Source organism: Litoreibacter albidus, assembly GCF_900107015.1.
Lineage (GTDB): Bacteria > Pseudomonadota > Alphaproteobacteria > Rhodobacterales > Rhodobacteraceae > Litoreibacter > Litoreibacter albidus.
In genome coordinates this window covers 180,410-203,687 of record NZ_FNOI01000002.1, presented here as the reverse complement: position 1 = coordinate 203,687, position 23,278 = coordinate 180,410, and the positions used below count along the sequence as shown (strand labels likewise).

Here is a 23,278-nt window from a genome sequence, read left to right as displayed (position 1 = left end):
CGCTCCACTAGGCTCTGGCAAAATTATCCGTCGGAGTACCTACCCATGCGCCTTAGTGTTGTGTCCCTCGTTTGTCTTGGTCTTGCCACCGGTCCGGCCCTGTCGCAGGAAACGGGGACCAAGCAGTACGAAGACGGCGGCGTCTACACCGGCACGTTCAAGGAAGGTAAGCGCCACGGGCAGGGGATTTTCACCCTGCCGAATGGCTATGAATATTCGGGCAACTGGGTGAATGGTGAGGTCAGCGGCCAAGGCACCGCGCGTTTTCCGGACGGGTCTTTTTATGAAGGGCAGTTCAAAGACGGCAAGCCGAACGGGTTCGGCAAGATCATTTACGCCGATGGCGGCACCTATGAGGGCGACTGGGTTGATAGCAAAATTACGGGTCGCGGGATCGCGGTTTACGCCCAAGGCGTGCGCTATGAGGGGGAGTTCCTGAACGGGCAGCACCACGGGATCGGCGTGATGGTTAACCCTAATGGGTATCGCTACGAGGGCCAGTGGGCGGGCGGCGTCAAGGAAGGACGCGGCAAGATCACCTATGCGGACGGGGCCACGTATGACGGCGATATGGCCGCAGGGATGCGCCACGGCAACGGCCGGTTGGAGATGCCTGACGGCACCACCTATGAAGGCGATTGGGTCGCGGGCCAGATGGAGGGCGAAGGCGTGCGCCGCAGTGGCAATGGCGACGTCTACACCGGTAGCCTGAAAGCCGGCGCGCGCGAGGGGCAGGGCCGGTTGGAGTTCGCCAACGGTGATATCTACGAGGGTGGCTTCAAGGCGGATCAGCGCCACGGGCAAGGCAGTTCCCAACTAGCGGACGGATTTTCGTATGTAGGGCAGTGGGTTAATGGCCGCGTGGAGGGTGAAGGCACGGTGACCTATCCGGATGGCTCCGTTTATGTGGGACAGCTGCGGGATGATCTGGCGGATGGCACAGGCAAAATTACCTACCCCAGCGGCGCAACCTATGAGGGCGACTGGACCAAAGGCGTGATTGAGGGAACGGGCGTTGCGACCTACCCCAGCGGCGTGCGGTACGAGGGCGCGTTTCGCGACGGCCGGAACGAAGGACAGGGCACGATGACCTTTCCAGACGGCAAGGTTTACACCGGTGAGTGGCTTGCGGGAGAGAAGCACGGGCAGGGTAAAACGACTTTTCCCAACGGCATGGTTTACGAGGGCGCTTTTGCCAAAGGGAAGCGCGAAGGCGTCGGGACGTTAACCACGACGACCGGATTCAGCTACACAGGGATGTGGCGCGATGGCCAGATGGAAGGCGAGGGCGTCGCGACCTACGACACGGGCGATGTCTATGAGGGCGCGTTTAAAGCGGGCCAACGGTCGGGCAAAGGGGTGCTGACCTACGCAAATGGCGAGGTCGCCAGCGGTGTTTGGAGCGAAGGGCTGCTGATTGAGCCGGATGCGGAACCGGTTGAGACGGAGACCGCGCCGGAGAATTAAGCGGCGGCCTTCAGCGGCAACGCGGGACGCGCCCTGCTTGGGATGAAGATGCGCACGGCCAACCCGCCAAGCGCGTCGGAGCGTTCCAAGTTTAGTTCCGCCCCGTAGGCTTGCAGCAGGTCGATGGCGATTGCCAGCCCAAGGCCCGTGCCGGGTTTCGAGCTGTCGAGCCTGCCGCCGGATTTCAAAGCGTCGCGTTCGCGGCCCTCCGGGATGCCGGGGCCATCGTCTTCAATCAGGATTTCGACGCCATAATTCTTCTTGCTGGCGGAGATCGAGATTTCGTTTTCGCACCATTTTAGCGCGTTATCGAGCATGTTGCCGATGACTTCTTCGATGTCTTGCTTGTCCATGCGAATGGTCAGGAAGGGCGCAGAAGCGGAGCGCATGCCTTTGCCTTGCTTCTCGGCCATTGCGCTGAACAACCGTGTGAAGCGGTCGATGGACTTGGATAGATCGGTGCGGACACGGGCAGCGGAGCCGCTGTTGGAGGCGCGCATCCGCGCAAGGGAGCGGCCAAGCTGCGCGTCGACGCGGTCCAAGGCATCCAATGATGCGCCCATATCGTGGTTCTGTGCCGACAGAAGGGCCAGTTCATTGCGCAGGATGGCGGTCGGTGTTTTCAGCGCATGGGCAAGGTCGGCGGCTTGACGGCGCGCGCGTGTGACAACGTCGCGGTTGCGCGACAACAGTTCGTTAATGTCTTCGACCAGCGGGGCCACTTCCTCGGGGTAGTCGGTGGATTTCAAGTCGCGGTCCTGCTCCCAACGGGTTGCCACGTCTTGGCGAAGCTTGTCGAGCGGGCGCAGAATGCTGGTGGTTTGCACGATTGAGCCCGCGAGGCCGAGGAGGCCCACGAAGACGAAAGCAAGCAGCAAGGAGCGGCGCGTTTGCATGCGTTCCTTGGTCAGGGCGGTCAGACTTTCGGCGACGCTGACGTTCCAGACGCTGCCATCTTCGAGCGTGATTTGTTGGAACACGCTGCGCACTCTTTCGTCCTCTGGCCCGCTGATGGACGCGATGCTGAGGTCTTCGGGGCCGCCTTGCGGTTCTTGAAGGGTGAAGCCGAAGGTTGAGCTAGAGGTGTAGACCCGACCGTCGTCGGAGGAAATTTGCCAGTAGCGACCGGAAAACGGCGTGGCGTAAGCGGGATCGAAGAGACGGCTTTCAAGCGTTTCGGGGGCATCCGCTGCGCTGTTCAAGGCTGCGACCAACTGCGAATGGCGGTCCGCCAGCGAGCGGTCGAAGCGTTCCAGCACATTGTCTTCGATGGAGCTGAGCAGAACCACGACGCCCACAAGGATGGACGCCATCGCAGACATAACGCCGCCGATCATGGCTCTGCGGCGTAGGGAGAGTCTCACGCCGCGTCCACCATGTAGCCGCGTCCGCGAATGGTCTGGATGAAGTCCGGCCCCAGCTTCTTACGCAAACGGGTGATGAAGACGGCGATGGTGTTGCTATCACGGTCGCGATCGTATTCGTAGATATGCTCGCTCAACTCGGTGCGCGAGATCAGACGACCGGCGTTGTGGATGAGGTAGGACAGCACCGCGACCTCTTGCGACGTCAGATCAACGGGCACGCCACCAAGGGTGACCTTGGCGTTCCGTGTGTCGAACGCGACGTCGTCTTTTTCAAACAGCGGATTGGTGCGACCGGATTTGCGGCGCAGCATGGCGCGCACGCGGGCCGCGAGTTCCGGCATGTGGAACGGTTTAGTCATGTAGTCGTCAGCGCCGGCGTCCAACCCGTCAACACGGTCGGTCCAGCCGTCGCGGGCTGTGAGAATGAGGATTGGCACGTCCAAACCTTCGGAGCGCCATTCTTTCAAGATGGAGATGCCGTCGCGGGTGGGCAGGCCAAGATCCAGAATGATCATGTCGTAAGGTTCGGTTGAACCGAGAAAACCGACTTCCTCGCCATCATGGGCCACATCTACGACGCGGCCTTCCGCGGTGAGCAGGGTTTTAACCTGGGACGCAAGAGTCACGTCATCTTCTGCAAGCAATATTCTCATGCCTGCAGATTTAGATCGTGATTTGGGCGGCTTTATGGCTGAAGAGAGGAAATTGTATTGCCGACGGCCTGCGATACCGACCCCAGGCCCGCACCAACATCCACCGAAACGCCGACGCCAACCGAGGCGCTACCGCCCACATTGACGCTGTTCCGGCTGGCGGTGCTTGTGACGTTGGAGGAGTTAACGCCCCCTGATTGGCCGTTGGAGCGACCAAGAAGGGGCTTTACAGAGGAGGTTTTTGTACGCGCTTTAGCAGAGGCTGCCGCCACGACCTGCCGACCCTTGAATGACTTGGGGGACACTTGGCGGCCGTTCTGGGCGTTAATGATAACGCTGATCAGCTTGCCGTTGGATCGCTTGAGGACGAGGCGGTAGTAAACACCATCCGCGTTGAAGGCGCGTGCTTCAACAACGGTGGCATGGAGGGAGTCGGAAACTGAACTTAGTGTATCTTTCATGCTGATGGTGCCACCGGATTTGGCAATCTGACGAAGTTCAGACTGCCCCATTTCCCGCGCAGAGGACGCTAAGGAAGGGGAACTAAAACCGATGGCAACGACGCCGAGGAGGAACACACTCTTGAACATGAGGGACCGTATAGCTGAACGAACATGAATGGAGGATGAACGGCCAAGGTTTTCTTCATACTTTTTTCGTAAAGACTGGCGGCGACCAACGAAAAAGGCCGCCCAGAGGAGGCGGCCTTTCGTTCAAGGAGGGATAGTTTAGCTTCTGGGGGAAGGTAGTTTTCAGAGGTTTATGCCGCCGCGAGGCGGGAGGGGTCTTTCGTTGCGAGTGCTGCCAACACCTTTTCAATAGGCGGGAAGCGTGAGGCTTTTGCCGTGCAGAGGTTCACGGCTTTCGGGGTCACACCTGCGCGTTTCGCTTGCATCGCCTGGAGGGCTACGATGCGGCGGGTACGGGCTTTCTCGGCAAATCGTCCGGTCATGGTGGTCTCCTTCGTTTGGTCTGTCGGGCCGGTCTGTCGGGGCCTGCCGTCCATGGGTCTATTTATGGCGGAAAGATGTTGAACTAAGTGAGAACCCCGCGTTCATATTCGGTTAATCATGTATTATCGTTTGTTGTCAGGTGTTTATGTGAATTTTTAGGATGTGGGGAGGCGCTCTCGGCGGCGAAACCCCGCCGATATTAAAGAATCGTTAACGTAGAATCAGACCTTTTGAAGGCAGCTTCAGGTGATTTGAATTTGCATCTTTCCTTTTGAGGCGGGATTCGTATTATCTCCCCATGAGCATCCACGCACATATCCTACTTCTTAGCCTACGCTGAGCGTGCCTTCCCGGTGCGTGCCGCTCAGTAGTGCCAGCACCGGACATTCCCAAAAAACCAAATAGCTAAGGAGTGACCCCGTGCAGAAGGTCAATCTTGAACAAAAGCCGAGCCTGCTTTCGTCCCGTCGGGATTTGCAGGCGGTGGCGCACCGCGCCCGTGCTGAGGGCCAAGCCCTGATAACAGAGCCGCAAGGCCTTCCCAACACTGGCGCCGCAGAGACTGCCGCCGCGAAACCCCGTATTTGAGAGATTGAGATCATGAGCGAACAAGACAAAGTATTTATTTTCGACACCACATTGCGCGACGGCGAGCAATCTCCGGGTGCCACAATGAGCCACGCAGAGAAGCTGGAGATCGCGGGTCTGCTGGACGAAATGGGCGTCGATATCATCGAAGCCGGCTTCCCGATTGCATCGGAGGGGGATTTCGCCGCTGTGAAGGCAATCTCTGAGCAGGCCAAGACATCGGTGATTTGCGGGCTGGCGCGCGCCAACCTGAAGGACATCGACCGCTGCTGGGAGGCCGTGAAACACGCCAAACAGCCACGCATCCACACCTTTATTGGCACCTCGCCGCTGCACCGCGCCATTCCGGACCTGACGATGGACGAGATGGCCGACCGCATTCATGAAACGGTAACTCATGCGCGCAACCTGTGTGACAACGTGCAATGGTCGCCGATGGACGCGACCCGCACGGAGGAGGACTATCTGTGCCGCACAGTCGAGATTGCCATCAAGGCGGGCGCCACGACGATCAACATCCCCGACACCGTGGGCTACACGGCGCCGCGCGAAAGTGCCGCCTTGATCCAGATGCTGCTGGAGCGGGTTCCGGGTGCGGATGAGATCATTTTTGCGACGCATTGCCATAATGACCTTGGCATGGCGACAGCCAACTCGCTGGCCGCCGTGGAGGCGGGGGCGCGTCAGGTTGAGTGCACGATCAACGGCTTGGGCGAGCGCGCGGGCAACACGGCGCTGGAAGAGGTCGTGATGGCGCTGAAAGTGCGTAACGACATCATGCCGTACCGGACGGGCATCGACAGCACCAAGCTGATGAACATCTCGCGCCGGGTCGCATCTGTGTCGGGGTTCGCGGTGCAGTTCAACAAAGCGATCGTCGGCAAGAACGCCTTCGCCCATGAGAGTGGCATTCACCAAGACGGCATGCTGAAGAACGCGGAGACCTTCGAGATTATGCGTCCAGCGGACGTGGGCTTGAGCGAAACCAACATCGTTATGGGCAAGCATTCGGGCCGCGCTGCGCTGCGCTCCAAACTTGCGGAGTTGGGGTTCGACTTGGGCGACAACCAGCTGAAAGACGTCTTTGTGCGGTTCAAGGCGTTGGCCGACCAGAAGAAGGAAGTCTACGACGAGGACCTTATCGCCCTGATGCAGACGGGTGACGCGGAAGAGGACCACATCAAGCTGACGGCGTTGAAAGTGTCCTGCGGCATGGGCTTGGAGAAATCCGCCGAGATGACGCTGGAAATTGATGGCGTGGCCAAATCGGTGTCCGCAACAGGCGACGGCCCTGTGGATGCGGCGTTCAATGCGGTGAAGTCCCTGTTCCCACACACGGCGCGCTTGCAACTTTACCAAGTGGCGGCTGTGACCGAGGGCACGGACGCGCAAGCGACAGTGTCGGTGCGTTTGGAGGAAGACGGCAAGATCGCGACCGGCCAATCGGCGGACGTTGATACTGTGGTCGCGTCGGTGAAGGCCTATGTGAACGCGCTGAACCGTCTGGTGGTGCGCCGCGAGAAGGCAGGCGGCGACAAGGCGGAAGTGTCCTATAAAGATGTCAGCTAACTAGGCTTGACCTCAATGAGCGCCTGCGGCGCGCTTCTTTCTGGAGCGCGTGGCAGGCGGCGGTGTGACGTATGCTACCGGCTCCATCTGCGGCTGCGTAAATGGCTGCTTTCGTTAAGCCTCACCTACGTCACAAATGAACTCATGTAGTCACTGACATGAATGCCAAACCTGCGCTGAAAGGCACGGCGCATGCGTTGAAGGTCGCCAAAACCGCTGAGCTGTGCAACTTGCTTCAACGGTAATTTATCAGCCATCAGCCCGCGTGCATGATCAACACGTATCCGTTCCACGAACTGCGCAGGATTTTCTTGCAGATCGCGCTTGAAGTGACGTGATAGCGTCCGTCGGTTCATACCCGCGGTTTGCGCCAATGCATCCAGTGACCAGTCTAAATGTGGTTGGGCGACGACTTGTTCGATCAGTTTGGTGAGCGCGTCGTCTTTGGTGAATTGCCCAGCCAAATGAATGGCGTACTGACTTTGCCCGCCTGTACGCCGCAGTTGAACAACCAGCTCGCGTGCCACCGCTAACGCAACGGTCGCGCCACAGTCTGCGCGAATGATTGAAAGGGCAAGGTCGATACCTGTCGTAACACCTGCTGACGTGAAAACACGGTCTTGCGCTGTTAAGATCTGATCAAGGTCCCATGACACACGGTCATATTCTTTCGTATCTGCCAAACGGGACCAATGGGTTGTCGCGGCCCGTCCATCCAGCACGCCTGCCGCAGCAAGCAATAATGCGCCGGAACAGATTGAAATGACGCGCCCGTTCGGCTTACGGTCCAGGTGGTTCGCCACGATATCGCGGACCGCGCTATTGGGGATCAGCGCATCAACACCGGCGCCGCCTGGGATCAACAAATCGTCGCTTGTGGTTTCTGGCGACAGCGCCGCGTCGGGGGTCATACGCAATCCGCAACCCGCTCTGACTGGACTACCGTCAAACGAAACATACCGAACAGAGTATCGTTTTTGACCATTCATCCTTGCTGTATTGAAAGCCTGAACCGGACCAGAGACATCCAGCAGATTGACGTCATCAAAGAGCAAGACGTCGATGGAACGGGTTTTTTGCGAAGTGTCCATAATTGATGCCATATTGACATATTAGACAGATGGGAGGTGCGTTACCAAGTCCCTAACGCAAATTGATCTGGATATTTGATATGTATAGCTCGTTCATTTCTCGGAACGGCAACTATTTAGGCCTGCTGCTGGCGAACACGGTTCTTGGCTCTGCCATGCCAATGCTGATTATCTTGGGAGGTCTGGCCGGATTGATGTTGGCCCCTTCGACGGCATTGGCAACACTTCCTGCATCACTTCAAGCGCTGGCGGGGTTGGTCGCGGCTGCGCCATTTTCGCTTTTGATGGGCAGGCGTGGGCGAAAAGCCGGTTTTGTCACGGGCGTTTTCTGCGCAGTCGTCGGGGCCTTGCTCGGGGTTTTGGCCCTGTATACAGGCAGCTTCCTTCTACTCTGCAGCGCGCATCTTGCATTGGGCGCCGCGCTTGCGTGCTATCAGTATTTTAGGTTCGCGGCGGCCGAGACCGTAAGCGCAGAGTGGCAGCCTGTTGCAATCTCATTGATGCTGACGTCGGGGTTGATTGCCGCCTTTGTTGGTCCTCAAATGTTCATCGTCGCAAAAGATATGCTCGCACCGGTTCCGCTAGCTGGCGCATATGCCGCGCTCGCAGCGCTTTCTTTAGTAGGCTTGCTCCCATTGGCGCTAACGAATCTGCCCGCCCCTACAAACGGGGCTCCGCAAAGCTTCAAGGAACGCTTGGCATCGCTATCAGTATTGAAGCGAAAACCCGTCCGGCTGGCAGTTGGGCTTGGAGCCGTCTCGCAAGGTATTATGGTTTTCTTGATGGTGCCGACGCCGCTCGCCATGATTGGATGCGGCTTTAGCGAAGCGGTAGCGGGTGACGTCATCCGTTGGCACGTTGTGGCGATGTTTGCCCCCAGTTTCTTTACCGGATTCTTGATCAAGAGATTTGGCGTGCATCCAATTGCCCTTATTGGATTGGCGCTGCTGATCGTGTCTTCAATCGCGGCGCAAAGTGGTCTGACGTCGGCACACTTTTATGGCTCGCTCGTTTTATTGGGCATTGGATGGAACTTTGGCTTCATCGGTGCGACCACGATGCTCGCAAATTCTGTGTCGGCAGACGAGAGGGCGCTGGTGCAAGGCGCGAACGATACGGTGATCGCGCTGGTTTCAACGCTGTGTGCTTTTGCCGCTGGTGCAATCATCGCGGGCTTCGGTTGGGTCGTGCTTGCGGCTGTTTCACTTGGGTTGTTAGTGGTCGCAACAGCGGTGTTCGTGAAAGAAATGCGCGTGGTCGCGTAGCTTTGACTGGAGTAAAGCAGGCATTGTCGGCTGCCGCTGTATTTGTCACTTTGGGCTCTGCGCAGAGCATCTTGCAACCAGTGTCTAAGTCGCGCCCTTCGTCGCCGTCATATGGTCCCAGCGGTGGGCCTTTAGAATATCTTGCTTAGGGATTTGGCCTCGGCGTCCAGCCCGTAGGGCGCGTTCACGATGAACATGCCGGAGCCCGTCATGCGGTGCCCGTCGCGCACGGGGGGGAATGTGACCTCGTGGTGCAGCACGTCGGGCAGGTTTTGATCCAAGAGGGCGCGCACCATTTGGGCGTGCGCTGTTGAGGTCAGGATCGGATACCAAAGCGCGATCACGCCGACGTTCCATTTACGGTGCAGCTTCGCGATGTGGCGCGGGATGGCGTCGTAGTCGGATTTTATCTCATAGCTAGGGTCAATCAGCATGAGGCCGCGCCGCGGCTCTGGCGGGCAAACGGCCTGCGCCATCTCAAACCCGTCTTGCTTGTAGCAGGTGGCGTTGTGGGGGCGCATGGTATCGCGCAGGGCTTGATGTTCCTGCGGGTGGAGTTCGGCAAGATGCAGCTTGTCGGCGGGGCGCAGCGACAGGGCGGCCAGCATCGGAGAGCCCGCGTAGGCCGAGGGCCCGTGCCAATCGCGCAGTGTGGTGAGCGCTTTGATGTAGGGGTGATCCGGCGCGAACTTATCCGTGAGCGCCGCGATGCCAGCAGCGGCCTCCCCGGTTTTGAGGGCTGCGTCGGAGGACAGATCATAGAGCCCGCGCCCCGCGTGGGTTTCCAGATAGCTGAGCGGCTTGTCCTTGCGGGTCATATAGCTGAGCATCGCGCACAAAAGTGCGTGCTTATGGACGTCAGCGGGGTTCCCCGCATGAAAGATGTGTTGGTATGAAAGCATGCTGCGCTTCTAACCTGCATAGGGGAGGCGGAATAGTGCTGATATGACGGCTCAGGTGGCTTTCAACCGGCGCGTCGCCCGCCTATAAGTCGCAAACCTTCCCCGTCGACGGCTGAGTCGGCGGTTACTTTTGATTGCGTGGGACAAAAACATTCATGGCTGGCATCTTTTCGAGTTTGTTTTCGTCTGACATGGCTATCGACCTAGGGACAGCGAACACGCTGGTCTACGTCAAGGGCAAGGGCATCGTTTTGAACGAGCCGTCGGTTGTTGCGTATCACACCAAGAACGGCCGACGCGAAGTCTTGGCTGTGGGCGAAGACGCGAAGCTGATGCTGGGGCGGACGCCTGGCTCCATCGAGGCGATCCGGCCGATGCGCGAGGGCGTGATTGCGGATTTTGACACGGCGGAAGAGATGATCAAACACTTCATCCGCAAGGTTCACCGTCGCTCCACCTTTACAAAGCCGAAGATTATTGTGTGCGTGCCGCATGGCGCCACCCCCGTTGAAAAGCGCGCCATCCGCCAGTCGGTACTGGGCGCGGGCGCGCGCAAAGCGGGCCTTATTGCGGAGCCGATTGCAGCGGCGATTGGTGCGGGTATGCCGATTACGGACCCGACAGGCTCGATGGTTGTGGATATCGGTGGCGGGACGACCGAGGTTGCGGTGCTGTCCTTGGGCGACATTGTATATGCGCGGTCCGTTCGGGTTGGTGGTGACCGCATGGACGAGGCGCTGATTTCCTACCTGCGCCGCCACCAGAACATTCTGGTGGGCGAGTCGACGGCGGAACGGATCAAGACATCCATCGGCACCGCGCGGATGCCCGACGACGGGCGTGGGGCTTCTATGGAAATTCGCGGGCGTGACCTGTTGAACGGCGTGCCCAAGGAAACAGAGATTAACCAAGCCCAAGTGGCTGAGGCTTTGGCCGAACCTGTGCAGCAAATCTGCGAAGCGGTGATGACAGCGCTGGAGGCCACGCCGCCCGATCTGGCGGCTGATATTGTGGACCGCGGCGTGATGCTGACCGGTGGTGGCGCGCTGCTGGGCGAGCTGGATCTGGCGCTGCGTGAGCAAACGGGGCTGGCGATTTCGGTGGCGGATGAAAGCCTGAACTGCGTGGCGCTGGGCACCGGCAAAGCGCTTGAATACGAAAAACAACTGCGCCACGTGATAGATTACGATAGTTAACCCTATCGGGCCGCGATAGGGCGGCCCTGCGCAGTCTGGACTGAACCCATGGCGATTGATCGACGCGGACAAGAAGAATACGCCCGCCCCGTCAGACGCGTTCTGATCGGGGTGTTGGTCGTTGTCTTGCTGGCGATCTTCGGGCTTTGGCGCATTGATAACCCGCGTATGGAGCGGTTCCGCTCCAATCTGGTGGACAAGGTGGTGCCATCTTTTGACTGGGCCTTGGTGCCCGTCACGCGGGTGAGCCGCATGTTCGACGACTTCCAGTCCTACGCCCGCATTTACGAGCAGAACCAAGAATTGCGCCGCGAGTTGCAGCAGATGAAGTCATGGCGCGAAGCTGCCATTCAGCTTGAGCAGGAAAACGCACGACTTCTGGACCTGAACAAAGTGCGGTTGAACGCGCAGCTGACGTTTGTGACAGGGGTGGTGCTGACGGATAACGGATCGCCGTTCCGGCGGTCGGTTTTGCTGAACGTGGGGGCGCGTGATGGCATTCAAGACGGCTGGGCCACGATGGACGGCTTGGGACTGGTGGGCCGCATCGCGGGCGTGGGCGACAAGACATCGCGCGTTATTTTGCTGACCGATACAAGCAGCCGCGTTCCGGTGACGATCCAGCCTTCTGGGCAGAAGGCCCTGCTGGTCGGGGACAACACGTTGGCGCCGCCGGTTGACATTGTCGAGAACATCGAAGACGTGCGCCCGGGCGACCGTGTGGTGACGTCGGGGGACGGCAAGGTGTTTCCGGCGGATGTGCTTGTCGGGCAGATCGCGCTGGGGCCGGACCGGCGCTTACGGGTGAAGCTGGCGGCGGATTACGGACGGCTGGAGTTCTTGCGGGTCTTGCGAACGCCGCATTCTGGGGTGATCAGCTCCTCCGGCGGGTTGATCGCGGCGGACGAGACCGCCGCCGTGGAGGATGTTAATGATTGACCCGATCACATGGCGGCGCTTTCAAAACCGCGTTTTGTTTCTGGTCGTCTGCGCCCTCATCATTTTTAGCCAGTTGCTGCCGTTGAACACGGCCCCTGCGGCGATCAAGTTGCTGGACCCCGAGACGGGGCGCGCGGTGCAAGTGGGCGGCGCGTATTTCAGCCTGCCCGGCCCTGACCTGCTGTTTTGCCTGACCGCTGCCTATTTGATGCGCCGCCCACGTTGGGCGCCTGTGGCGTTGATCGTGGTGGTACAGCTTTTGGCGGACATCCTGTTCTTGCGGCCCTTGGGGCTGTGGCCTGCGATCTCCTTGATCGGGTTCGAGTTTTTGCGCCGTCAAACCAACGCCAGCAACGAGGTGTCGGTGCCGTTGGAAATCGCGCTGGTCGTGGGCACGTTCACGGCGGCCGTGTTTGCCAACGGGCTGGCGCAGCTGATTTTTGCGGTGCCACAGCCAAGTTTCTTGTCCAGCGTCCTTCACATTTTGACCACCGCGCTGGCCTACCCGTTGGTTATTGCGTTCACGCACTTTATATTGCGGGTGCGGCGTGCTGGCGTTCGCGAGTTGGACAGCGACGGAGTTATCGGATGAGGCGCTCCCCCAAAGACACCGAAGAAAGTGCAGCAATTATCAGCCGTCGGGGGCTGGTGCTGGGTGGCGGCATGGCGGCGTTTGCGGCTGTGTTGGGGCTGCGTATGCGGCATTTGCAGGTGGACCAAGCGGACCAGTTTCGCCTGCTGGCCGAGGAAAACCGGATCAACATTCGTCTGCTGCCGCCCGCGCGTGGGCAGATATTTGACCGCAACGGGCTGCTGATTGCGGGCAATGAACAGAACTACCGCGTGACGATGGTCCGCGACGAAGTGGATGACCCCGAAGAGGTGCTGCGCGCCATCTCCCGCCTGATCCCGATGACGGATGAGGACTTGGACCACGCCCGCGAAGAACTGCGCAAGCGCTCACGGCTGGTGCCGGTTACGATCGCGGATCGGTTGTCGTGGGAAGATCTGAGCCAAGTTGCGGTGAACGCGCCCGCGTTGCCGGGAATTTCGCCCGAGGTGGGGTTGAGCCGCAGCTACCCGCGCGGCGCTGATTACGCGCATATCGTGGGCTACGTCGGGCCGGTCAGCGACTATGACCTGAGCCGTATCGACGACAAAGACCCGCTGCTGCTGATCCCGAAGTTTCAAATCGGCAAGACTGGCTCCGAGAATAAGTTGGAACGGCAGTTGCGCGGGAAGGCGGGGACCAAGCGGGTTGAGGTGAACGCCATTGGCCGCGTCATGCGCGAGCTTGGGCGTGATGAAAGCCAAAAAGGCGCGAACGTGCAACTGACCATCGACACGCGGTTGCAGAATTTCGTGCAGGCACGTTTGGCTGGCGAAAGTGCGGCGGCGGTGGTGATTGACGTGCGCACGGGCGATCTGGTGTCGATCGGCTCCGCCCCCGCGTTTGACCCGAACATGTTCGTGCGCGGGATTTCTGTGAAGGATTACGGCGACCTGACGGGCAACAAGTACCGCCCGTTGGCCAACAAGGCGGTGCAGGGCACCTACCCGCCGGGCTCCACCTTCAAAATGGTGACGGCCTTGGCCGCGCTGGAGGCGGGGGAGATCACGCCGGATGAAACTGTTTACTGCGGCGGATACACAGAGGTCGCGAGCCGTCGGTTCCACTGCTGGAAACGTGGCGGGCACGGTAAGGTGAACCTGCGCAACTCGCTGAAGCAGTCGTGCGACGTGTACTACTACGATCTGGCACAGCGCGTGGGCGTCGAGAAGATTTCGGCCATGGCGCGCAGGCTTGGCTTGGGGGAGCGGCACGACGTGCCGATGTCCGCTGTGGCGGGTGGCCTGATGCCGACCAAGGCGTGGAAGAAGGAAAACCGTGGCAACGATTGGGTGATCGGCGACAGCTTGAACGCATCTATCGGGCAAGGGTTCGTGCTTGCGTCGCCGCTGCAACTGGCGGTGATGACGGCGCGGATTGCGACGGGCCGTGCAGTATCGCCACGACTGGTGAAATCGGTAGACGGCGTCGAGACGCCGGAGGGCGGCGGGGAGCCGTTGGGCATCGACGAAGAGATGCTACGCCAAGTGCGCGGCGGGATGTTCGCTGTGGCCAATGAGACCGGCGGCACGGGCGCAGCCACGCGGATCGTGGACAAGGAACTGCGGATGTCGGGCAAGACTGGCACCAGCCAAGTGCGCAACATCTCCAAGGCGGAGCGCGCGCGCGGCGTGTTCCGAAACGCTGATCTGCCATGGGAGCGTCGCGACCACGCGCTCTATGTCGGGTTTGCCCCCTCCGACGCCCCCAAATATGCGGTGGCGGTCGTGGTGGAGCATGGCGGCGGCGGCTCCACCGCGGCGGCCCCGATTGCGCGCGACATTATGCTGGCAGCCCAAACGGACGGCGTGCCGCCATTGTCCGCCTACCCGAGTTCGCAGCGTGGGCGCATCAGCTCATCGCTTAAGAAGTTGAAGCTGTGGGACCCTGATCAGCCAGAAGCGCCGGACTCTCAGGCATGAGCTATCTGGAATACAACGTAAAATCCGTGCCCAGCGGATTGTCCAAGGTGCTGTACCTGAACTGGCCAATTGTGGTGTTGTTGACAGCGATTGCGAGCGTCGGATTCTTGATGCTGTATTCCGTCGCTGGCGGGTCGATGACGCCGTGGGCGGAGCCGCAGATGAAGCGGTTTGCGATTGGCGTGTTCTTGATGCTGTGCGTGGCGATGATACCGGTTTGGTTTTTGCGCAACGTTGCGGGGGTGGCCTATGCGCTGTCCGTATTGCTGCTGCTTGCGGTGGAGTTTTTCGGCTCCACCGGTATGGGGGCGCAGCGGTGGATTGATCTGGGCTTTATGCGTTTGCAGCCGTCAGAGCTGACCAAGATCACGCTGATCATGTTTCTTGCGGCATATTACGATTGGGTCGGCGTAAAGCGAATCTCGCGACCGATTTGGGTTCTTATCCCCGTCGTGATTATCGCGTTGCCGATGTATTTGACGCTGCGCCAGCCGGACCTGGGCACGTCCCTGCTGCTGGCGTTTGGCGGCGGCGGTGTGATGTTTTTGGCCGGTGTTCACTGGGCGTATTTTGCGGCGGTGATCGGCGCGGGCGCGGGGCTGGTCAGCGCTGTGTTCAAGAGCCGCGGCACCGAGTGGCAGTTGCTAAAGGATTACCAGTACCGCCGGATTGATACGTTTATTGACCCCGCATCGGACCCTTTGGGCGCGGGCTACCACATCACCCAATCGAAGATTGCGTTGGGGTCCGGTGGCTGGACTGGGCGGGGCTATATGCAAGGCACGCAGAGCCGGTTGAACTTCCTGCCGGAGAAACACACCGACTTTATTTTCACCACGCTGGCGGAGGAGTTCGGCTTCATCGGCGGGATTTCCTTGCTGAGCCTTTATGTCATGGTGTTGGTGTTCTGTGTCGTGTCGGGGTTGAGCAACAAGGACCGCTTCGCGTCTTTGCTGACCATGGGGATCGGGCTGACATTTTTCCTGTTTTTCGCGGTGAACATGTCGATGGTCATGGGGCTTGCCCCCGTGGTGGGTGTGCCGCTTCCGATGGTGAGCTATGGCGGCTCTGCCATGATTGTGCTTTTGCTGGCGTTCGGGCTGATGCAAAGCGCCCATGTCCACAGACCGAGGTAGAGATTTGACCCTGAACGTACTTTTCGCGGCCCAACCCAAAAGCTGGGCTGAATATGAAGCCCCATTGCGCAGCGCGTTTGCCAAGGCTGGTATCGACGCGGTGCTGAGCACGGATATCGCCCCAGCCGACGTGGACTACATCGTTTACGCGCCCAACGGTCCGGTGACGGATTTCACCCCCTTCACCAAGTTAAAGGCGGTTTTGAGCCTCTGGGCTGGTGTGGAGACGATGGTGCACAACCCGACGCTGACAGCGCCGCTGTGCCGGATGGTGGATCACGGGCTAACGGAAAGCATGGTGGAATGGGTCACGGGGCATGTGCTGCGCTATCATTTGGACATGGACCGGTTTGTGGCGGGACAAGACGGCGTTTGGCGGGCGGGGACTGCCGCGCCGCTTGCGCGGGACCGCAAGGTTTGTGTGCTGGGGCTGGGCGTGTTGGGTGCTGGTTGCGCGCAAGCGCTGGCGCGGTTGAACTTCGACGTTCACGGATGGGCGCGTGGCCCCAAGACGGTGGACGGCGTGACGTGCCACCACGGCGAAGACGGGCTGAAAGATGCGTTGCGCGATGCCGATATGGTTGCGCTTTTGCTGCCGGACACTGCGGCAACGGAGAACGTGTTGAACGCGGAGCGTATGGCGTTGATGCGGCGCGGCGGCTTTGTGGTGAACCCCGGTCGTGGGCCGTTGATCGACGACGCGGCATTGATTGCGGCGCTGGACGGCGGGCAGCTGGCACACGCGACGCTAGATGTGTTTCGCGTGGAGCCGTTGCCCGAAGATCACCCGTTCTGGGCGCACCCTAAGGTGACGGTGACGCCGCACATCGCGGCTGAAACCAAGGCCACCACCGCATCCGAAGTGATCGCCGAAAACATCGTTTTGGGCGAGGCAGGGCAGCCGTTTGTTCATGTCGTGGACCGCGCTGCGGGCTATTAAGCTAGATCAGTTTTGGCGGCTTTGACGGGTCGCTTCCGGGCGCAGGACGCTCTGTCGGTTGGATCGGTTGCGGCAGGTCGAAGCGCAGGGCTTGCGCCTCTAGCGCGCCGACAATTGCATGGCTGGCGTCGAAGAAGGCGACGTCCAATGCGCCTGCCTCAATGCCGGAAAAAACCAGAGCTTCATTCGCGGCGCGGGCCAAGGCTGTCTGTGCGCCCGGCTCTGCGCCGACGAAAGCCAGAATGTGTGACCGCTGGCCGCTGGCATAGCGAACACCCGCAAGATAAGCGCATTGCGCCAGCCCCGCGGCGGTGGCCAGCTTCATGTCGATGGCGGTCACCAAACTGTCGGGCAGGCCTTTTGGCGGGCTGATTTCGGTGGGTGTTTCTGCGGCCTCAGAAGGGGCGTGGGACAGAGTTTCGTGCAACCAGTCCACTGCGGTGGGCGGGAGCAGAATGGAGGAGGGTGCGACGCCGAGATTTACGCCCAACCCCAGACCTTGACCGCTGAGCATTTGTGCCAAAGCCCGACCGGATAGGCCAACGTAGGGGGCGGTGCCTTCTGCGAATTCGGCGAGTCGTTGCTCCCGATCGAAGGCGAGGATGTAGGATGCGTCCTCTACCTCGAACACTTGCGGTGAAATCTGATCGCCGTCCGGCTCCGCCTCCAGCAACACGAACATTTCGGAGTCGCCCATGCGTTCGTAAAAGCGCAGACGTGCGGTGTCGTCTTCAGGGGCGGCGTCCATGGCCGCGTGGGCCTGATCTAGCGGTGTGTTCATGGGGCAAGGGCCTCTTTCACGCGTGATTTGAGGGCGGGGAGCAGGTCTGTCTCGAACCACGGGTTGCGTTTGACCCATCCGGTATTGCGCCACGACGGATGCGGCAAGGGGATAATGGCGGGCGCATAGTTGCGCCAAGCTGCGACCGTGTCCGTTACATTGGGCGCAGTCTTGCCCAGATGGTACTTTTGCGCATAGCCCCCGATGAGCAGCGTCAGGCGGATGTCGGGCAGCTGTTCAAGGATCGGTGCGCGCCATGTTTTGGCGCATATGGGCGGGGGCGGCAGGTCCGAGCCTTTGGCGTTATAGCCGGGAAAGCAGAACGCCATGGGCAAGATCGCGACGTGGGATTGGTCGTAGAATGTTGTGTCATCCACGCCCATCCAGTCGCGCAGGCGGTCACCGGAGGGATCGGTGAACGGTTTGCCACTTTCATGGACGCGCGCACCGGGGGCTTGCCCCGCGATAAGCACGCGGGCCGACTTGTTGAACCAAACGACGGGGCGCGGCGCGTGTCCGGTGTGGGTTTCCTTGAAGCGTGTTTTACACAACTGGCAGTTTGCTAGGTCATGTTTGAGGGACGTGATTTGCATAGGGCCGATCATAAGGGCGCAGAAAACAATTGCGAATATTTTATATTTCTATAAATATAGAATCATGAAAGCATTTGATGACCCAACCCTATCCCTTGTCCAAGCCGCAAGCGCCTATGCTGCCCTCGGATCGGAACAACGCCTGTCGTTGCTGCGCACGCTGACCCGCGCGGGCGACAAGGGCATGAACATCGGAATGCTTGGCGCCGCGACCGGCCTAAGCGGCGCGAACCTGACGCATCATCTGAAGATTTTGGCGCAGGCGGGGCTGATCAAGCAAACCAAACAAGGGCGCTCCATCATCTGCGCGATGGCGGACTACGCGACCTTTAAACGTCTGAACGACTTTTTACTGGCGGAATGCTGCGCCGATCTTGAGGACCATGAACATGGCTGACTTGACCCAATCCCCCACACCTGCCTTCTGGAGCAGATTGCCCAAAGTCTGGGTGGCGAGTGCTGTCATATTGGCGTTGGTGTTCGTCTTGGACCGCGCACAAGCGCTGCCGGTGCTGACCGGCACATTGGAGGCGATGGCGCATACGGCGATCTTTATCGGGTTTGCGGTTCTGGCAATTGGCTATCTCAAGGCCACGGGCGCAGAGGCCGTTGTGGCGGAAGCGTTCAAAGGACGCGAATCCCGCATGATCTTCTTGGCAGCGGCCCTTGGTGGATTAGCCCCGTTTTGTTCCTGTGAGGTGATCCCCTTTATTGCTGCATTGCTGGTTGCGGGCGTGCCGCTTTCGGCGGTCATGGCGTTCTGGCTGGCGTCACCGTTGATGGATCCGGCGATGTTTTTGATCACCTCCGGCACGCTGGGGTTCGAGTTCGCGGTTGCCAAGACATTGGCGGCGGTCGGACTGGGGATGTTTGGCGGCTTTGCCACGATGACATTGGCCAAGACCGCGCTATTTGCCGACCCGTTGCGCGCGGTGACCAAGGGCGGGTGCGGCTGTGGCTCCCCGTTTAAAGGCACGCCAAACTGGCGTTTCTGGAACGAACCAGCGCGGGTTGAGGTGTTCAAGTCGGCGGCACTGGACAATCTGGCGTTCCTCGCCAAGTGGCTGTTCCTTGCGTATCTACTAGAAAACTTGATGCTGCTCTATGTCCCTGCAAGCATGGTGTCGTCTGTGCTGGGCGGGTCGGGCATCGGGCCGGTGTTTATCGGTGCGTTGGTCGGGGCCCCTGCCTACCTGAACGGCTATGCCGCGGTGCCACTGGTGGACGCGCTTCTGACCCAAGGGATGAGCAACGGCGCGGCGATGTCGTTTATGTTGGCGGGCGGGGTGAGTTGTATCCCAGCGGCCATCGCGGTCTGGGCTTTGGTGAAGCCACGGATATTTGCAGCGTACCTTGGGTTTGCCTTCATTGGCAGCGTCACGGCTGGCCTGATCTGGAACGTGGTTGCTTGAGCTGATTGCCCTGCGGTAGCGATTGGTTTACCTCCGAGCCAACAGGCTATGCACGGGGGAGCGACATGTATCGCGTCTGGAATTTCGTCACCAACTACTCGCTGTTGCTTATTATCGGCGCTGTGATCGCGCTGATCTGGGCCAACACCGACCCGCAGGCCTACCACCATTTCGTTGAGCACCCCTTGTGGTTCAACGACCTGATCGGCGTCGATTTCTCCTATTGGGCGAAGTCCTACGGCGCGGGGTATGAGGCCTATGAGGTGGGCGACATCACGCGGGTGTTGAGCCTGCATTACCTTGTTAACGACGTGCTGATGGCGCTGTTTTTCGCGATTGCTGCGAAGGAAGTGTGGGAGGCAGTGATCCTCAAAAACGGCGCTTTGCGCGGCAAGAAGGCCGCGACGCCGTTGTTTGCAACAGCAGGTGGCATGTTCGGACCGATTGCCGTGTACCTTGGGCTGGCTTACTTCATGGGGTCCGACACCTACAACGCCGTTGCCAATGGTTGGGCGATCCCCACTGCTACGGATATTGCGTTCAGCTACCTTGTTGGCCGTTTGGTGTTTGGCGCGGGCCATCCTGCGGTGCGGTTTTTGTTGTTGCTGGCGATTGCCGATGACGCGGCGGGGCTTGTGATCTTGGCGATTTTCTACCCGTCGGGCGATCTGGCGCCGGAGTGGTTGCTGCTGTCGTTTGTGGCGGCTGTCGGTGTGTTTTTGTTAGCCAACTGGCTGCCGCGCAAGCTGGATCGTGGTAACCAAGACCGCCCCGTGTCGACATTCGTGCGCCGGAAGCTGCATTTCGTGCCCTATCTGATTGCGGCGTGTTTGAGCTGGTACGGCTTCGCGCAAAGCGGGCTGCATCCTGCGTTGGGGCTGCTGCCAATCGTGCCGACGATCCCACACGCGGACCGCGCGTTCGGGATTTTTTCCGAGGCGGAGCAGTACCTGACCGACCTGCTGAACCAATTCGAGCATGCGTTGAAGCATCCGGTGGAGATCATCTTGTTCTTCTTCGGGCTGCTGAATGCGGGGGTGGAGTTCAGCTCAATCGGGGATGCGACGTGGCTGGTGCTGGCGGGACTTATGATCGGCAAGCCGTTTGGCATTTTGCTGTTCGGCTGGGTTGCGGCGCGTCCATTGGGGTTGGGTCTGCCTAAGGGGATGCGGATTGTGGACCTTGTGGTGATCGGCTGTGTGGCGGCGATTGGCTTTACCGTGTCGCTGTTCGTGGCATCTGTGGCGTTTGAGACGGGGCCTGTGCAGGAGGCGGCCAAGATGGGTGCGCTGTTCTCCTTTGCCGCGGCTGGGGTGTCCATCATGGCGGGCAAGCTGTTCCGCGTGGTGAAGCAAAACGGCTGATTGATCGCCGCAGAGTGTGATTGTTTGGCAAGACGGCGCGCCCAAATGTGCCGTCTCGCGCCCATTCGTGGGGTGTTCACTTATAAAGCGTTGAACAAGAGGCCCCCAATCAGACATAATGCGGCCTTAAAGGGTGCCTAGAATGCCCCCAATGATCCGCAGGCGACATGTGGGCTAGATGAGGTAGGGGGATTCCCCAGAGATGATTGAGTTTCAAGAGGTCAGCAAGTCCTTCTGGACCGGCACGCAGCGCAAGGTGATCCTTGATCGCGCCTCTTTCCGCGTGGATGTGGGACACTCTATCGGCATCTTGGCGCCCAATGGCACGGGTAAGACGACCATTATCAACATGATGGCGGGGCTGGAGAAGCCTGACGAGGGCGAGATCATCCGCACCTCGCGCATCTCGTTTCCGTTGGGGTTCATGGGGGGCGTGGTTCCCAAGCACACTGCCCGCGAAAATGCCCGCTACATTGCCAAACTGTATTCGCTTGATCCGGACTACATCGAGGCCTTTTGCCGATATCTGTGCGGGCTAGAGGAATACTTCGACATGCCTGTCGGCACCTATAGCCAAGGGATGAAGGCGCGGTTTACCTTTGCGCTGATGTTGGCGCTGGAGTTTGATATCTACCTGATCGACGAGGGGATGCCTGCGACGACGGACGTTGAGTTCAACCGCAAGGCGGGCTCCATCCTGAAGGACCGTTTGAAGAAAGCCACCGTAATTGTGGTATCGCACCAAGCTGAAACGCTGGAGAAATTCTGTCGATCTGCCGCCGTCCTGAGCAAGGGCAAGCTGGTCATGTTCGACACATTGGAAGAAGCGAAGCGACTGTATGATTACGAAACCCAAAGCTAAAAAGTATCGTCTGCGGCGGAGTGAAGGTCAGTCGGCAGCGGCGCCTAAGCCCGCGCCCGCGCAAAATGTGGAGACGCCCGACGCCACCAAAGCCGCTGTGACGGAGCTGTTGCAGACAGAGCCGATGATGTTCGCGTCCTCGACCGATGATGGTTTCGGCAAGCAGGACTTCCGCCCCAAGCCCGAGGCGAAGCCCGCCGAGGTTGAGGCGCAGACACCTGCGGCCCCGCAAAGCCCCGCTGACATGATTGACGCCATTCGCCGCGAGGGTTTGACGGGACGTCAACTGCGCATGGCCCGCCGTGTGGCGCAAAAGCAGGGTTTGGCGCCGGTGTCGGACTACGACGCGGTTCGCCTTCTGCGCGAGAAGGGAATTGACCCGTTCAAGCGCTCCAACATGCTTGAACTGGTGATGCGCGATGGCCCAGAGGATGCGTCCGAAGCGCCGTCCAAGGATCAGTTGCCGTCGACCGTTGTGTCCAAGCCGTCGTTGCCGTCGACCGAGGTGATCACCGAGGATCGCCGCGCGACGGATATCATGGCCATTCAGCGCGACATCGCACGCCGCCGCCGCCGCCGCGCCAGCCTGCTGGCAATCCGGATGATGGTGTTTGTCATGCTCCCGACCTTTGTTGCGGGTTACTATTACTACGCCGTGGCGACGCCGATGTATGCCACCAAGTCAGAGTTCATTATCCAGACAGCAGAGCCGTCATCAGCTGGCCAGCTTGGCGGTTTGTTCTCGGGCACAGGGCTTGCGACATCGCAGGACAGTATCACCGTGCAGGGGTATTTACAGTCCCGCGACGCGATGCTGCGCCTGAACGAGGATGAGGGGTTCAAGACCCATTTCTCCCAAGAAAACGTCGACGCGCTGCAACGCATCGAAATGGACAGCACCAATGAGGCGGCATACTCGCTTTATAAAAAGCACGTCAAAATTGGCTATGATCCCGCCGAGGGCGTGATCAAAATGGAGGTGAGCGCCGCTGATCCAGAGACCTCCGCCGCGTTCTCCAAGAAGCTGATTACCTACGCGGAAGAACGCGTGGATGAGCTGACATCGCGTTTGCGCGGGGATCAGATGCAGGGGGCCGCTGACAGCCGTATCGAGGCCGAGGCCAAGATGCGCGCTGCGCAAGACCGCATCGTGGAGCTGCAGGAAAAGCTGGGCGTTCTAAGTCCGGAGAGCGAAGTGCAGGCCATCTTTGGCCAGATCACCCAGCTTGAGAGTGAGTTGCTGACATCACGCATTTCACTGCAACAATATCTGGCGAACGCGCGCCCCAACCAAGCCAAGGTGAGCGCTGAGGAAAACAAAATCGCGGAGCTTCAAAAACTGATCGCGGAGTACCGTGGCCAGTTGACAGAGAGCAACGCGAACACCGGATCGTTGGCGCGGATTTCGGGCGAATTAATGGTGGCGCAGGGCGATTTGGCGATGCGTCAAGAGTTCCTCGCCGCAGCAGAAGCCCAGTTTGAGGCCGCCCGTCTGGAGGCCAACCGGCAAGTGCGCTACCTGTCGGTCGGCGTGAGCCCGGTGGCCCCCGACGAGCCGACATACCCGCGTGCCTTTGAGAATACGATCTTGGCGTTCTTGATCTTTGCGGGCATTTATCTGATGGTCTCGCTGACCGCTTCCATCCTTCGTGAACAGGTGTAAATCCC

The 23,278-nt window shown here is 59.8% G+C and carries 23 protein-coding genes; 15 read left to right on the top strand and 8 right to left on the bottom strand.

The features are described from left to right. The first annotated feature begins 45 nt into the window (after positions 1 to 45). Positions 46 to 1,467, top strand: a complete 1,422-nt coding sequence (locus tag BLW66_RS05975; RefSeq protein WP_089946060.1) for an MORN repeat-containing protein — start codon at positions 46 to 48, stop codon at positions 1,465 to 1,467. On the opposite strand, the gene BLW66_RS05970 is transcribed toward BLW66_RS05975, so the two are convergent. The 4 genes from BLW66_RS05970 to BLW66_RS05955 all read right to left on the bottom strand — a co-directional run bounded on the left by BLW66_RS05970 (position 1,464) and on the right by BLW66_RS05955 (position 4,439). Further along, positions 1,464 to 2,831 (bottom strand): ATP-binding protein, encoded by a 1,368-nt coding sequence (locus BLW66_RS05970; RefSeq protein WP_139254530.1) that lies wholly within the window; start codon positions 2,829 to 2,831, stop codon positions 1,464 to 1,466. The two genes, BLW66_RS05975 and BLW66_RS05970, sit on opposite strands and share 4 nt — an antisense overlap. Next, positions 2,828 to 3,487, bottom strand: coding sequence for a response regulator (locus tag BLW66_RS05965; RefSeq protein WP_089946056.1), 660 nt, complete (start codon positions 3,485 to 3,487; stop codon positions 2,828 to 2,830). The genes BLW66_RS05970 and BLW66_RS05965 overlap by 4 nt, the downstream gene beginning before the upstream one ends. Positions 3,488 to 3,519: 32 nt before the next feature. Beyond that, the gene (locus BLW66_RS05960) at positions 3,520 to 4,077 is read right to left on the bottom strand and encodes a hypothetical protein (RefSeq protein ID WP_139254529.1); all 558 of its coding nucleotides are present in this window, start codon (positions 4,075 to 4,077) and stop codon (positions 3,520 to 3,522) included. Positions 4,078 to 4,247: 170 nt separating this feature from the next. Then, positions 4,248 to 4,439, bottom strand: a complete 192-nt coding sequence (locus BLW66_RS05955) for a hypothetical protein (RefSeq protein ID WP_089946052.1) — start codon at positions 4,437 to 4,439, stop codon at positions 4,248 to 4,250. A 421-nt stretch (positions 4,440 to 4,860) separates the two neighbouring features. Between BLW66_RS05955 and BLW66_RS17870 the strand changes: the two genes are divergently transcribed. Both BLW66_RS17870 and BLW66_RS05950 read left to right on the top strand, forming a co-directional pair. Beyond that, the gene (locus BLW66_RS17870) at positions 4,861 to 5,028 is read left to right on the top strand and encodes a hypothetical protein (protein ID WP_170833409.1); all 168 of its coding nucleotides are present in this window, start codon (positions 4,861 to 4,863) and stop codon (positions 5,026 to 5,028) included. A 12-nt stretch (positions 5,029 to 5,040) separates the two neighbouring features. After that, a complete protein-coding gene (locus tag BLW66_RS05950) occupies positions 5,041 to 6,597 on the top strand; it encodes a 2-isopropylmalate synthase (RefSeq protein WP_089946050.1) in 1,557 nt (518 codons plus the stop codon). 125 nt (positions 6,598 to 6,722) lie between these two features. Here BLW66_RS05950 and BLW66_RS05945 read toward each other — a convergent pair whose 3' ends face one another. Then, positions 6,723 to 7,688 carry a GlxA family transcriptional regulator gene (locus tag BLW66_RS05945; protein ID WP_244508593.1) on the bottom strand — a complete coding sequence of 322 codons (966 nt, stop codon included), beginning with the start codon at positions 7,686 to 7,688 and terminating at the stop codon, positions 6,723 to 6,725. Between the two features lie 359 nt (positions 7,689 to 8,047). Here BLW66_RS05945 and BLW66_RS05940 point away from each other — a divergent pair, with 359 nt between their 5' ends. Further along, a complete protein-coding gene (locus BLW66_RS05940; protein WP_244508565.1) occupies positions 8,048 to 8,953 on the top strand; it encodes an MFS transporter in 906 nt (301 codons plus the stop codon). A gap of 131 nt (positions 8,954 to 9,084) precedes the next feature. On the opposite strand, the gene BLW66_RS05935 is transcribed toward BLW66_RS05940, so the two are convergent. Beyond that, positions 9,085 to 9,855, bottom strand: coding sequence for a 23S rRNA (adenine(2030)-N(6))-methyltransferase RlmJ (locus tag BLW66_RS05935; RefSeq protein ID WP_089946044.1), 771 nt, complete (start codon positions 9,853 to 9,855; stop codon positions 9,085 to 9,087). A 155-nt stretch (positions 9,856 to 10,010) separates the two neighbouring features. On the opposite strand from BLW66_RS05935, the gene BLW66_RS05930 reads away from it, so the two are divergent. The 6 genes from BLW66_RS05930 to BLW66_RS05905 are packed head-to-tail and all read left to right on the top strand — an operon-like array spanning position 10,011 to position 16,598. Beyond that, a complete protein-coding gene (locus BLW66_RS05930) occupies positions 10,011 to 11,051 on the top strand; it encodes a rod shape-determining protein (RefSeq protein WP_089946042.1) in 1,041 nt (346 codons plus the stop codon). Between the two features lie 48 nt (positions 11,052 to 11,099). Then, positions 11,100 to 11,990 carry a rod shape-determining protein MreC gene (mreC, locus tag BLW66_RS05925; RefSeq protein ID WP_089946040.1) on the top strand — a complete coding sequence of 297 codons (891 nt, stop codon included), beginning with the start codon at positions 11,100 to 11,102 and terminating at the stop codon, positions 11,988 to 11,990. Beyond that, positions 11,983 to 12,582, top strand: coding sequence for a hypothetical protein (locus tag BLW66_RS05920; protein ID WP_089946038.1), 600 nt, complete (start codon positions 11,983 to 11,985; stop codon positions 12,580 to 12,582). The genes mreC and BLW66_RS05920 overlap by 8 nt, the downstream gene beginning before the upstream one ends. Next, positions 12,579 to 14,522, top strand: a complete 1,944-nt coding sequence (gene mrdA / locus BLW66_RS05915) for a penicillin-binding protein 2 (RefSeq protein WP_089946036.1) — start codon at positions 12,579 to 12,581, stop codon at positions 14,520 to 14,522. Before BLW66_RS05920 ends, mrdA begins: the two co-directional genes overlap by 4 nt. Next, positions 14,519 to 15,658, top strand: coding sequence for a rod shape-determining protein RodA (gene rodA, locus BLW66_RS05910; RefSeq protein WP_089946034.1), 1,140 nt, complete (start codon positions 14,519 to 14,521; stop codon positions 15,656 to 15,658). The genes mrdA and rodA overlap by 4 nt, the downstream gene beginning before the upstream one ends. Beyond that, on the top strand, positions 15,639 to 16,598 hold the full coding sequence (locus tag BLW66_RS05905; RefSeq protein WP_170833408.1) for a 2-hydroxyacid dehydrogenase: 960 nt from the start codon (positions 15,639 to 15,641) through the stop codon (positions 16,596 to 16,598). The genes rodA and BLW66_RS05905 overlap by 20 nt, the downstream gene beginning before the upstream one ends. A 1-nt stretch (position 16,599) precedes the next feature. On the opposite strand, the gene BLW66_RS05900 is transcribed toward BLW66_RS05905, so the two are convergent. Beyond that, a complete protein-coding gene (locus tag BLW66_RS05900) occupies positions 16,600 to 17,379 on the bottom strand; it encodes an SseB family protein (protein WP_089946030.1) in 780 nt (259 codons plus the stop codon). Further along, on the bottom strand, positions 17,376 to 17,972 hold the full coding sequence (locus BLW66_RS05895) for a uracil-DNA glycosylase family protein (RefSeq protein WP_089946701.1): 597 nt from the start codon (positions 17,970 to 17,972) through the stop codon (positions 17,376 to 17,378). Before BLW66_RS05895 ends, BLW66_RS05900 begins: the two co-directional genes overlap by 4 nt. 64 nt (positions 17,973 to 18,036) lie before the next feature. Between BLW66_RS05895 and BLW66_RS05890 the strand changes: the two genes are divergently transcribed. The 5 genes from BLW66_RS05890 (at position 18,037) to BLW66_RS05870 (ending at position 23,273) form a co-directional block, all read left to right on the top strand. Next, the gene (locus BLW66_RS05890) at positions 18,037 to 18,369 is read left to right on the top strand and encodes an ArsR/SmtB family transcription factor (RefSeq protein WP_089946028.1); all 333 of its coding nucleotides are present in this window, start codon (positions 18,037 to 18,039) and stop codon (positions 18,367 to 18,369) included. After that, positions 18,362 to 19,384, top strand: coding sequence for a permease (locus BLW66_RS05885; protein WP_089946025.1), 1,023 nt, complete (start codon positions 18,362 to 18,364; stop codon positions 19,382 to 19,384). Before BLW66_RS05890 ends, BLW66_RS05885 begins: the two co-directional genes overlap by 8 nt. A 65-nt stretch (positions 19,385 to 19,449) precedes the next feature. Then, positions 19,450 to 20,748 (top strand): Na+/H+ antiporter NhaA, encoded by a 1,299-nt coding sequence (locus BLW66_RS05880; protein WP_089946023.1) that lies wholly within the window; start codon positions 19,450 to 19,452, stop codon positions 20,746 to 20,748. 202 nt (positions 20,749 to 20,950) lie between these two features. After that, positions 20,951 to 21,610 carry an ABC transporter ATP-binding protein gene (locus BLW66_RS05875; RefSeq protein ID WP_089946021.1) on the top strand — a complete coding sequence of 220 codons (660 nt, stop codon included), beginning with the start codon at positions 20,951 to 20,953 and terminating at the stop codon, positions 21,608 to 21,610. Continuing rightward, complete coding sequence (locus tag BLW66_RS05870) at positions 21,588 to 23,273, top strand: KpsE/RkpR family capsule polysaccharide export protein (RefSeq protein ID WP_089946019.1); 1,686 nt, start codon at positions 21,588 to 21,590, stop codon at positions 23,271 to 23,273. Before BLW66_RS05875 ends, BLW66_RS05870 begins: the two co-directional genes overlap by 23 nt. Positions 23,274 to 23,278: the final 5 nt, after the last annotated feature.